Annotated in this window: 11 protein-coding genes; 4 read left to right on the top strand and 7 right to left on the bottom strand. The window is 63.9% G+C overall.

The window, feature by feature from the left end; translation table 11 throughout:
* Window positions 1-286 precede the first annotated feature (286 nt).
* Complete coding sequence (locus N7333_RS22490) at window positions 287-628, top strand: PilZ domain-containing protein (RefSeq protein WP_129483690.1); 342 nt, start codon at window positions 287-289, stop codon at window positions 626-628.
* A 113-nt stretch (window positions 629-741) separates the two neighbouring features.
* Here the strand turns inward: N7333_RS22490 and flhA are convergent, their stop codons facing one another.
* The 7 genes from flhA to N7333_RS22455 are packed head-to-tail and all read right to left on the bottom strand — an operon-like array spanning window position 742 to window position 7,010.
* Window positions 742-2,838 carry a flagellar biosynthesis protein FlhA gene (flhA, locus tag N7333_RS22485; RefSeq protein ID WP_129483689.1) on the bottom strand — a complete coding sequence of 699 codons (2,097 nt, stop codon included), beginning with the start codon at window positions 2,836-2,838 and terminating at the stop codon, window positions 742-744.
* 3 nt (window positions 2,839-2,841) lie between these two features.
* A complete protein-coding gene (flhB, locus tag N7333_RS22480) occupies window positions 2,842-3,975 on the bottom strand; it encodes a flagellar biosynthesis protein FlhB (protein ID WP_012020178.1) in 1,134 nt (377 codons plus the stop codon).
* Window positions 3,968-4,762, bottom strand: coding sequence for a flagellar biosynthetic protein FliR (gene fliR, locus N7333_RS22475; protein WP_129483688.1), 795 nt, complete (start codon window positions 4,760-4,762; stop codon window positions 3,968-3,970). Before fliR ends, flhB begins: the two co-directional genes overlap by 8 nt.
* A 3-nt stretch (window positions 4,763-4,765) precedes the next feature.
* Window positions 4,766-5,038 (bottom strand): flagellar biosynthetic protein FliQ, encoded by a 273-nt coding sequence (locus tag N7333_RS22470; protein WP_012020176.1) that lies wholly within the window; start codon window positions 5,036-5,038, stop codon window positions 4,766-4,768.
* Between the two features lie 12 nt (window positions 5,039-5,050).
* The gene (fliP, locus tag N7333_RS22465; protein ID WP_012020175.1) at window positions 5,051-5,803 is read right to left on the bottom strand and encodes a flagellar type III secretion system pore protein FliP; all 753 of its coding nucleotides are present in this window, start codon (window positions 5,801-5,803) and stop codon (window positions 5,051-5,053) included.
* Entirely contained in the window at window positions 5,803-6,174 is a 372-nt protein-coding gene (gene fliN / locus N7333_RS22460; RefSeq protein ID WP_012020174.1) for a flagellar motor switch protein FliN, read from the bottom strand. The genes fliP and fliN overlap by 1 nt, the downstream gene beginning before the upstream one ends.
* Window positions 6,171-7,010: a FliM/FliN family flagellar motor switch protein gene (locus N7333_RS22455; protein ID WP_129483687.1), complete on the bottom strand. Its 840-nt coding sequence runs from the start codon at window positions 7,008-7,010 to the stop codon at window positions 6,171-6,173. Before N7333_RS22455 ends, fliN begins: the two co-directional genes overlap by 4 nt.
* A 476-nt stretch (window positions 7,011-7,486) precedes the next feature.
* Here N7333_RS22455 and N7333_RS22450 point away from each other — a divergent pair, with 476 nt between their 5' ends.
* The 3 genes from N7333_RS22450 to fliF all read left to right on the top strand — a co-directional run.
* Entirely contained in the window at window positions 7,487-8,896 is a 1,410-nt protein-coding gene (locus N7333_RS22450; protein WP_129483686.1) for a sigma-54 dependent transcriptional regulator, read from the top strand.
* An 11-nt stretch (window positions 8,897-8,907) separates the two neighbouring features.
* Complete coding sequence (locus tag N7333_RS22445) at window positions 8,908-9,240, top strand: flagellar hook-basal body complex protein FliE (RefSeq protein ID WP_129483685.1); 333 nt, start codon at window positions 8,908-8,910, stop codon at window positions 9,238-9,240.
* A gap of 20 nt (window positions 9,241-9,260) precedes the next feature.
* Window positions 9,261-10,651: flagellar basal-body MS-ring/collar protein FliF (gene fliF / locus N7333_RS22440; protein WP_279859409.1), on the top strand; the 1,391-nt coding region annotated here is incomplete at its 3' end.

Below are 10,651 nucleotides of genomic sequence, written 5' to 3'. Positions count from 1 at the left end.
GGGCGCTGTGCGCACCGATAATAACGCGGTTACAACGGTGCGCGCGGCGCACCCTGCGGTGGGTGTGCCTTGCGGCAGCTTTGCGAGCGGAGCTCGCTGCTATAGGCGATAGATGGCTCCAGCGTGGTGCTTGGCCGAGTTCGAATTTAAGTCTCTGCACGCCATGGTCGCCTTGCGTTGATGAATCACAGGCTATCAATGTGCGGCTTCGCTTCGTATGACGCGCTTGATGGCTCCTGATCTTCGCGATCCAACAAGACGTGGCGAGCACTAAGGCCTTTCTCCTATGCGTCAATCGAGCCGTATCACCTTCCGCTCCACCTTTCGTATCAAGATCAGCGACCGTGAGCGCGATACGTTGATCGGCTACGCCGGTGACGTATCGGAATGCGGGATGAAGTTGCTCGGCGACAGCCTCGTCGAGCCTGGTCGCGAGCTGAAGTTGCGTTTGCGCATGCGCGATCGTGACGGCGAGATGCGTCAGGTGGATGTGGACATGGTCTGCCAGTGGTCGCAGGAGAACAGCCGCACCGGCTTCTTCGAGGCAGGGCTGGCGGTGGTCGGCGAGGCGCCGGCCTATGTGCGCTTGATCGATGGGATGCGCAACAAGCGCAAGGAGCAGGTATAGCAACAGGTATGGCGGACGGAGCGCACGCCGTGCTCGGCCGCGCGACGCCTAGGGAAGAAGCGCAGCAGGTGGATGCGGAAAGCGCCATCCACCCTAGGACAAAAGCGCCGCGATCAGCCCAGGGTACCGAGGATATTGACGCCCACCCGGTCCGGGATCTCGTTCTGCGACAGCACGTGCAGGCCGGGGCTGAAGACCCGGGCGTAGCGCGCCAGCAGCGGGCGTAGCTGCGGCATCACGGTAAGGATCGGTGGATGGCCGTCCTTGCGCAGTTTTTCTTTCACCACTGGCATGGTGTTCTGCAACTGGTTGAGCAGACTTGGTTCCACCGGGATGTTGTCCAGGCTCACCGGACCGGCCTGCTGGGCGATGGCCAGGGCATTGAGCAGGGTGTTTTCCAGCGCATTTTCGAGTATGAACACCGACAGCTCCTGCCGCTCGCCTGCGATCATGCCGACGATGCTGCGCCGCAGCGCGTAACGCACGTCGGACGCCAGCAGCACCGGATCCTTGGTCGACTCGCTGGCTTCCAGCAGGGTGGTGGCGATGGTGACGATATCCTTGAGCGGCACCTGCTCCTGCAGCAACTGGCGGTAGACGCGGTGCTGCTGGGTGTAGCTGAGCTGGTTCTTCAGACTCTCGGCCAGCTTCGGCGCCTGCAGCTGCAGGCGCTGCATCAGATGGTCGACATCGTCGTGCTTGAACACGTCCGGCAGATGTTCGCGGATCACCTTGTTCAGGTGGGTGGCGATGACGCTGGCACAGTCGATCACCTGGTAGCCGAGGTTCAGCGCACGCGCCTTGTCCTCCGGCTGAATCCATACCACCTGCATGCGATAGGCCGGGTCGACCCCGAGAATGCCGTCGATCTCGCCATAGAGCTCCGGCGAGGGAATGGCCATCATGCGGTCGGCGTGCAACTCGGCTCCGTCGATCTTCTCGCCGTTGATCTGGATGCTGTATTGCGAGGCTTTCAGGCGCAGGCTGTCGCGGATCTGCACCTCCGGCAACAGGAAGCCCAGGCTCTCCGACAGGGTCTGGCGGACGCCGCGCACGCGCTGGGTCAGGGGCGCGCCGGCGGCTTCGTTGACCAAACCGACCAGCTTGTAGCCCAGCGATACCGACAGGCGCTCCACCAGCGGGATGTCCTCCCACGCCAGGTTCTGCGCGCGCTCCTGTTCCATCGCCTTGCCCAGGGCTTCGACCTGCTCCAGGCTCGCCGCTTCTTTCGGCGGGCCGTTGCGCGACACCATCCAGGCGATGAAGGCCACCAATGCGGCGAAGCTGATAAAGGCCAGGTGCGGCATGCCCGGCACCAGGGCCAGGGTGAAGAGAATGCCGGCCACGGTGTAGAGCAGCGCCGGCTGGGCCAGCAGCTGGCGGTGCACCTGATCGGTGATGTCCGAGGACTCGTTGATCCGCGTGACGATGATCGCAGCCGCGGTGGACAGCAGCAGCGCCGGGATCTGCGCCACCAGGCCGTCGCCGATGGTGAGCAGGGCGTACTGCTGGAAGGCCTGGCCGGCGCCCAGGTCGTAGACGAACAGGCCGATGGCGAAGCCGCCGAACAGGTTGATCAGCAGGATCAGGATGCCGGCGATGGCATCTCCGCGGACGAACTTCGAGGCGCCGTCCATGGCCCCGTAGAAGTCGGCTTCCTTGGCCACTTCGGCGCGGCGACGCTTGGCTTCGTTCTGCTCGATCAGGCCGGCGTTGAGGTCGGCGTCGATGGCCATCTGCTTGCCCGGCAGGGCATCGAGGGTGAAACGCGCGGTGACCTCGGAGATACGCTCGCCGCCCTTGGTGATGACGATGAAGTTGATGATCATCAGGATCACGAACACCACCAGGCCGACGATGAAGTTGCCGCCGATCACCACCTCGCCGAACGACTCGATCACCTTGCCCGCCGCACCGGTGCCGGTATGGCCCTCAAGCAGCACCACGCGGGTGGAGGCGACGTTCAGGCACAGGCGCAGCAGGGTGGTGATCAGAATCACCGTGGGGAACAGGGAGAAGTCCAGCGGGCTCTTCGACGACACGCTGACCAGCAGCACCAGGATGGCCATGGCGATGTTGAAGGTGAACAGGGCATCGAGCAGCACCGGCGGCAGGGGCAGGATGACCATGGCCAGGATCGACAGGATCAGCACCGGAATGCCGATGCGGCCGCTGCGGAAGGTGGGCGCGAGTTGCTGCAGTAGGTTCATGGATCAGCCCCTGTTGGCCAAGCTGTCGGGAATCGGGAGGTTGCTCGCCAGTTGCGGCTTGCTTCTGCGGCCCTGGCGCCAGGCCTTGAGCTGCAGGATGTAGGTCAGCACATGGGCGACCGCGGTATACAGCGGCGCCGGGATCTGCTGATTGATCTGGGTGGTGAAGTAGATGGCGCGCGCCAGCGGCGGAATCTCCAGCACTTCAAGTTCGTGCTTTTTGGCCATCTGACGCATGTACAGCGCGGTCTCGTCGACGCCCTTGGCCAGCACGAAGGGGGCGGCGGCCTTCTTGCTGTCGTACTTGAGCGCCACGGCATAGTGCGTCGGGTTGACGATGATCACGTCGGCATTCTTGATCACCTTGCTGATCTGACGTTGCAGCATCTGCCGCTGCAGCTGCTTGATGCGCGCCTTGACCTCCGGGCGGCCCTCCTGGTTCTTGTGTTCTTCCTTGCGCTCCTGCTTGGTCATGCGCATCTTCTTGAGGAAGAAGTAACGCTGCAGCGGGATGTCGATAAAGGAAAACAGCACGAACACCAGCATCAGGCAGAGAATCAGGTTGAAGGTCAGGTTCAGTGCGGCCGAGATCGCCTGCACTACGCTGCTGCGCTGCAGGGCGATCAGCTCGGGCAACGCGGCGCGCACCAGCACATAGCCGACGCCGAGCAGCACCAGCACCTTGAGCACCGACTTGAGCAGCTCGCTCCAGTTCTGCGCGGAGAAGATCCGCCCCAGGCCGGTGATGGGGTTGAGCTTGCTCAGCTTTGGCGCGAAGTTCTTCGCCGAGAACACCCAGCCGCCCGGTACCAGCGACAACGCCACCACCAGCACGGAGGTGAGCAGCATCGGTGCCAGCAGCTTGATGAACACCAGCATGTTGTAGCCGAGCAGAGTGTCGAGGTCGTCTAGGCCGATCTCGCTGTGGCCGAACTGGATATAGGACAGACGGAAGCTGTCGCTCAGCCCCTCGAGGAACAGCCCGGCACTGAACTTGAGGATGAACAGGGTGGCGAGCAGCGAGATGGTGGTCGACAGGTCCTTGGAGCGCGCGACCTGGCCGTCTTCCTTGCTCTTCTTCAGTTTGTGCGCGGAGGCCTCTTCCGTCTTTTCCTGGCCGCTGTTCTGCTCAGACATCGCCGCCCTCGCGCAGGATCACGCCGATGCCATTGAGCAGCTCGCGGGTCAGGTGCAGGTAGCTGTCCGGCAGGTTGGGCAGGGTCAGGTAGATGCACAGCAGGCCCATCAGAATGCTGATGGGAAAGCCCAGGGAGAACAGGTTCATCGCCGGCGAAATGCGGTTGAGCAGGCCGAAGCAGAACTGCACCAGGGTCAGGCAGAACACGATCGGCAGGGTCACCAGCACGGCGGCGGCCAATACCCAGGCGAAGGACTGGACGAAGCTCTGCGCGCCCAGGTAATGCAGACCGCTGCCCACCGGCCAGAACAGGAAGCTCTGGTACAGCACGCTGACGGTGACCAGATGGCCGTCGATGGCGAAGAACAGCAGCACCAGCAGGATGAAGTACAGCTGATAGACGATCGATGACGACGACACGCCGTTCACCGGATCGTTGTAGCGCGCCATGCTCATGCCCATCTGCGTCGATACCACCTCGCCGACCAGCATGAAGATGGTGAACACCAGTTGCAGGGTCAGGCCCAGTAGCACGCCGAAGGCGATCTGTTCCAGTGCGGTCATCAGGCCTTGCAGCGACAGCGGGTCGATCGGCGGCATGTCCGGCAATGCCGCGCCCAATGCCACCGTCAGCGCCAGGGCGAGCAGGAAGCGCACACGCACCGATACCGCCTTGTGGTTGAACAAGGGGGCCATGCTGAGCAGCGCCAGGATGCGGCAGAACGGCCACCAGTAAGCCTGCAGGCTGGTCAGATACTGGCTGGCATGCAGCACGGGTTCGGACATGCGTCAGCCCACCAGATGCCCGGCCTGCTTGAAGGTTTCGATGAACAGATCCCCCAGGGTGCGCAGAATCCAGTGGCCGGCGAACACCAGCATCGCCAGGGTGATCAGCAGGCGTGGGAGGAAGCTGAGCATCTGCTCGTTGATCTGCGTAGCCGCCTGGAAAATGCTCACCAGCAGGCCGCCGAGCAGGCTCGGCACCACCAGCACGCAGACGATCAGACCGGTGATGTAGACGGCATGAGCCACCAGCTGGGCGGCGTGTTCGGGCGTGAGCATCGCAAGGCCTCGCTAATAGGGCTGAATACTGCTGGTGAGGGTGCCGACCAGCAGCGTCCAGCCGTCGACCAGCACGAAGACCAGCAGCTTGAACGGCAGCGAGATCATCATCGGCGACAGCATCATCATGCCCATCGCCATCAGCACGCTGGCCACCACCAGGTCGATCACCAGAAAGGGCACGAAGATCATGAAGCCGAGCTGGAAGGCGGTCTTCAGCTCGCTCAGTACGAAGGCCGGCAGCAGTAGAGAAAAGTCCAGTTGAGCGAGGTCCTCAGGCAGCTCTTCGCCGGCCAGGGCGACCAGGGTTTCCAGCGAGTTCTTGCTGGTCTGCGCCAACATGAACTGGCTGATGATGCGCTTGCCTTCGCCCAGACCCTGTTCGAGGCTGATCTGATCCGCTTCGAACGGCACATAGGCCTCGGTGTACATCTCTTGCCACACCGGGCGCATCACCAGCAGGGTGAGGCACAGGGCAATGCCGATCAGCACCGGGTTGGGTGGGCTCTGCTGCAGGCCGATGGCCTGGCGCAGGATGGCCAGGACGATGATGAAGCGGGTGAAGCAGGTCATCATCATCAGCATGGCCGGGAGAAAGCCCAGCAGCGTCATGATCAGCAGGATCTGCAGTTTGACGCTGAGGGTCTGGCCGTCTTCGCTGTCGTTGAAGTTGAACAGGGTGATGTCGCCGCCAGCCGCCTGGGCCAGCAGCGGGCAGCACAGGGCCGCCAGCAGCAGGCCGAGTTGCAGCAGCCGGCGCAGCATCACACGCCCAGCCCGCTGAGGCCGCTACCGGACAGCTCGACGATGCGCAGGCCGTAGTTGCCGTTCATCACCACCACTTCGGCCTTGGCGAACAGGGCGCCGTTGACCTTCACGTCCAGCGGCTCGCCGGCCAGCTTGTCGAGGGCGATCACGCTGCCGGCGTCGACATCCATCAGCTCCTTGAGGGTGATCTCGGTGGAGGCCACTTCCAGGGTGACATTGACCGGAATCTTGCCGAAGAAGCTCAGGTCCTGCTGCGGCAGGCTGGCGGGCGCCTGCTCCGCGACGGGCTCGCTGACGGGCTCGTCGAGGTTGAGGCCGGCATCGTTGATCAGGCTGTCGAAATCATTATCGGAAATGGGGCTACTCATGGGGTCTTCACGCTCTCAAGAGAAGTCAGGAACAAGGAGCCGTCGTCTTCGAAGATGGCGCCGCGAAACAGCTTCTGCTGGTTGATCTGCACGTCGCAGCGCTCCAGCAGGCGCATCGGCAGAATGTCACCGGGACGCAGGGCCAGTACCTGGGCCAGCGGCATCTGCAGGCTGGCCACCACGCAGTCCAGGCGCACCGGCAACTGGCGTATCTGATTGAGCGAATTGCCGCTTTGGGCCACCGGTGCCGGGGGCGTCAGGCGGTTGGTCAGCTCATCGACCAGTTGCGTGTCCAGATAGATGAAGATCGATGCCTGGCTGCCGGTGATGTGGCTGGTGAAGTGGAACTCCGCCACGTACTCCCAGGTCGCCTCTTCGTAGGCGTTGTCGTAAGGCTCGAGCTTGCCGAAGGTCTGCCCGGCGAGAATCGAGCGGGCGAACAGCTGGCTGACGTCCAGGCCCAGGCGCGTACGCATGCGCTGTTCCGAGGTGCTGACCGGCGGCGCTTCGTGGTTGGGCAGGCAGGTGCCGCCGTAGTAGCACTCCAGCGCCTCGGTCAGCAGGGCGCGGTCGATGGCGAAACCGACCTTGCCCAGGGTCGAGCGATAAAGGCATTCGGCTTCTTTATCTACCTGCTCGTGAACATCGACTCGAAGCAGTTCGAGATTGATTCGATAGTTGCGCAGAAAGTAGTCGCTGATGATTCGCGGATACTTGCTGGAAAGCTCGCGAATATAGTGGGGAATCTTGTGATAGTGCCGGCCAAGTTTCTGCGGTTTCAACCGGGTCAGACTGTCGGCGGGCACGCCATGAAGGACTTTTTTAATCCCGGTCATGTTGTGGGCTGTATTCCTGGTTGTAACTGCGCGTGCACCAGGGAGTACTTCGCTGGGCGTGCAGAGGATGTTTTGATGTGCCGGCGGGCCGTAGCAGCATCGCCTTGGCCATGGCGTCGATTGCATCCGGCGCAGCGCTGCAGGCCAGGGATGACGGGGGGAAGTCTAGGCGGAGGGAGGGCGGGAAATTAAATCAATAGATATCAAATGCTGTTTTTGATAGCGCTTGGCCATCATTGATAGCAAATAACAGCAAGTAATTCGGCGATTTTTCGTGCGCTTGTTAACGTTCGCGCCGTGTTCCGTCGCGAGCCTATAAAGGCAGGCCGGCAGTTGCTGCCGAGTTGATCGATAAGGGCGGCGGAAAGTTTCGAAAGATTAAGGGGCCAAGTGAAAAAAATCTGTCATCTGGTTGGCAGTTTTGAACGCGGGGTCGAACGAGCCAGCTGGCAGACAAAGACATCGGGTGATTTACCTTGAAGCACTCAACTCAAACGGTAAGTTACGCCTGCGACGAGCTGTTCGATGAACAGCTGGGGCAGCAACATATAGTCGTGGTCGGTCAGGCCGATGCCGCCAGCGAGCGTCTGCTGACCGGCGGCCTGCAGCGTCGGGGCTTTCCTGTCCGTCGCTTCGCCAGTTGCCTGGAGCTGGATCCGGCCGCGCTGGAAGGTGCCAGCCTGGTGCTGGTGTTCGTCAGCAGCCTGGCCGGCAATACGCTGTATGCCCAGGTGGGCGCCATTCTGCGTCAGGCCAGCCGCGTCGGCGTGGTGCCGGTGGTCGAATATGCCGATCAGGAAAAAGCCGCGGCGCTGCTCGAGCTGGGCTGCGTCGATTATCTGCTGGCGCCGTTCAGCGAGGCCCAGCTCAGTGCACTGCTGCGTCGCCAGGAGTCGGCCAGCGCAGGCGAGGAGGGCTTCGTTTCCTGCTCGCAGGCCGGCCGCCGTCTGCTGGCCATGGCCCAGCGCGTGGCCATGACCCGTGCCCCGATCCTCATCACCGGCGAGACCGGCACCGGCAAGGAGCTGATGGCGCGCTACATCCACCGCTTCTCGACGCAGGACGATGCGCCCTTCATTGCCGTGAACTGCGCGGCTATCCCTGAGCAGATGCTCGAATCCATCCTGTTCGGCCACGAGAAGGGCGCCTTCACCGGTGCGGTCAGCGCGCAGCCGGGCAAGTTCGAACTGGCCAACGGCGGCACCCTGCTGCTCGACGAAATCGGCGAGTTGCCGCTGGGGCTGCAGGCCAAGCTGCTGCGGGTGCTGCAGGAGCAGCGCGTCGAGCGCCTGGGCGGGCGCCGTGAAATCGCTCTGGATGTGCGCATCATCGCCGCCACCAACCGTGACCTGCAGCAGGAAGTGGCCGAAGGCCGTTTCCGCGCCGACCTGATGTTCCGCCTCGATGTGCTGCCGCTGCACATCAGCCCGCTGCGCGAGCGCAAGGAAGACGTGCTGCCGCTGGCGCGCCGCTTCATTCGCCAGTACGCGCCGCAGGACGCGCGCCATGAACTGCTGACCGAAGATGCCTGCCGCGCGCTGCTGGCCTATGACTGGCCGGGCAACGTGCGCGAACTGGAGAACTGCCTGCAGCGCGCGCTGATTCTGCGCAATGGCCTGTATATCCAGGCTCAGGACCTGGGCCTGAGCGTGCCCGTGAGCAGCGCGCCGGAGTCGACGCCGCGCCTGCAGCCGCAACTGCTGGAGGGCGGCAAGGCGGCCCTGCGCGCCAGTGGCAAGTGGGCCGAGTACCAGCACGTGATCGACACCATCCGCCGTTTCGGCGGGCACAAGACCAAGGCCGCCGAAAGCCTCGGCATGACCCCGCGCGCGCTGCGCTACCGCCTCAATGCCATGCGCGAGCAGGGCGTACAGATTCCCGTCTAGGAGACCGCAGGATGAACTCGATTAGTCAGGTGCAGCAGGACCTGCTCGGCCGTATGGAGCAGTTGAAGAACCTCAGCGAAGCGGCGCCGATCAAGCCGGCGCAGGCCTTCGCCGGGCCCGGCGAAGCCGGTTTCGCCGCCGCCTTCGACGACGCGGTGCGTGCGGTGGATGCCCAGCAGCATCGTTCCGGTGCGCTGATGGCGGCCGTCGACAGTGGCCAGAGCGACGATCTGGTCGGGGCGATGATCGAGAGCCAGAAGGCCAGCGTGTCCTTCAGCGCCCTGCTGCAGGTGCGCAACAAGCTGGCCTCGGCCTTCGACGACATCATGAAGATGCCGCTGTAAGCGGACCGGGAGCCTGACGCGTGCTGCAGACCCTGAAAAGCAAGCTGCCCGAAGGCGGCCTGAAACTCGACCCGCGCCTGAGCCTGGTCGGCCTGGCGCTGATCGCCGCGCTACTTGCCGTCGGCGTAGTGTTCTATCTCTGGCGTGACCAGGGCTCTTTCCGCCCGCTGTACGGCACCGGCGAGGCCTACCCGGCCGCCGAGGTGATGCAGGTGCTCGACGGCGACGCCATCAGCTACCGCTTGCATCCGCAAAGTGGTCAGGTGCTGGTGCGCGAGGATCAGCTCGGCCGCGCGCGCATGCTGCTGGCGGCCAAGGGCGTGCAGGTCAAGGTGCCGGCCGGTTACGAGCTGTTCGACAAGGACGAGCCGCTGGGCACCAGCCAGTTCGTTCAGGACGTGCGCCTCAAGCGCAGCCTGGAGGGCGAGCTGGCGCGCACGGTGATGGCGCTCAAGGGTGTGGAAGGTGCCCGCGTGCACCTGGCGCTGCAGGAAAGCAGCTCCTTCGTGGTCGGCAAGCGCGAGCCGGGCAAGGCCTCGGTGATGTTGCAGCTGGCGCCCGGCTACAAGCTGGCGCCGGAGCAGGTCAGCGCCATCGTCAATCTGGTGGCCGGCAGCGTGCCGCAGCTCGATGCGGCCAACGTGCAGGTGGTCGATCAGTACGGCGCGCTGCTGTCGCGCGGCATCGATACCCTCGGCGGTCCGGTGCAGAACTGGCAGGTGGTCGACGACTACCAGAACAAGGCGGTGGCCAACGCCGAGGCGGTGCTGGCGCCGGTTCTGGGTAATGGCAACTACCGCATCAGCGTCGCCGCCGATATCGATTTCAGCCAGAAGGAGGAGACCTTCCAGGCCTACGGCGAGACCCCGCGCCTGCGCAACGAAGTGCTGCGCGACGAAAGCGTGCTCGATCAGCTGGCCCTCGGCGTTCCCGGTTCGCTGGCCAACCGTCCGCCGCAGCCCGCCCCGGAGCCGGTCGAAGGGCAGCCGCCGGCCGAGGGCGAGGCGGCCAGCAAGGCGGCCACCTCGCTGCGCAAGGAATCCAATCGCCAGCTCGATTACGACCAGAGCGTCACCCACGTCAAGCACGCACCGTTCAGTCTGCGCCAGCAGAGCATTGCCGTGGTGCTCAACGCCGCGGCGGCGCCCGAGGGCGGCTGGACCGCCGAGGCGCGCGCGGAGCTGGAAGCCATGGTCAAGAGCGCCGTGGGCTTCAACCAGGCGCGCGGCGATCTGCTGACCCTCAGCGTGTTTCCCTTCACCGCTGCCGGCGCGGATGCGGCGCAGGGCGAGGCGTTGCCCTGGTGGGAGAACGCCAAGGTGCACGAGCTGGCCAGGCTCGGCGTGTTCGCCCTGATCAGCCTGTTGCTGTTGCTGATGGTGGTGCGTCCGGCCGTGCGCAGCCTGACCCA

Origin of the sequence: Pseudomonas sp. GD04158 (assembly GCF_029834875.1) — a bacterium.
GTDB classification, from domain to species: Bacteria; Pseudomonadota; Gammaproteobacteria; order Pseudomonadales; family Pseudomonadaceae; genus Aquipseudomonas; species Aquipseudomonas hydrolytica.
This window is presented reverse-complemented; position numbering and strand designations above follow the sequence as displayed.

Bases quoted from the DNA above. Each gene is read 5' to 3' on its own strand.
- N7333_RS22470 (WP_012020176.1), bottom strand. From the start codon at position 5,038: ATGCTCACGCCCGAACACGCCGCCCAGCTGGTGGCTCATGCCGTCTAC.
- N7333_RS22455 (WP_129483687.1), bottom strand. From the start codon at position 7,010: ATGACCGGGATTAAAAAAGTCCTTCATGGCGTGCCCGCCGACAGTCTG.
- fliR (WP_129483688.1), bottom strand. From the start codon at position 4,762: ATGTCCGAACCCGTGCTGCATGCCAGCCAGTATCTGACCAGCCTGCAG.
- fliP (WP_012020175.1), bottom strand. From the start codon at position 5,803: ATGCTGCGCCGGCTGCTGCAACTCGGCCTGCTGCTGGCGGCCCTGTGC.
- flhA (WP_129483689.1), bottom strand. From the start codon at position 2,838: ATGAACCTACTGCAGCAACTCGCGCCCACCTTCCGCAGCGGCCGCATC.
- fliN (WP_012020174.1), bottom strand. From the start codon at position 6,174: ATGAGTAGCCCCATTTCCGATAATGATTTCGACAGCCTGATCAACGAT.
- N7333_RS22445 (WP_129483685.1), top strand. From the start codon at position 8,908: ATGAACTCGATTAGTCAGGTGCAGCAGGACCTGCTCGGCCGTATGGAG.
- flhB (WP_012020178.1), bottom strand. From the start codon at position 3,975: ATGTCTGAGCAGAACAGCGGCCAGGAAAAGACGGAAGAGGCCTCCGCG.
- N7333_RS22490 (WP_129483690.1), top strand. From the start codon at position 287: ATGCGTCAATCGAGCCGTATCACCTTCCGCTCCACCTTTCGTATCAAG.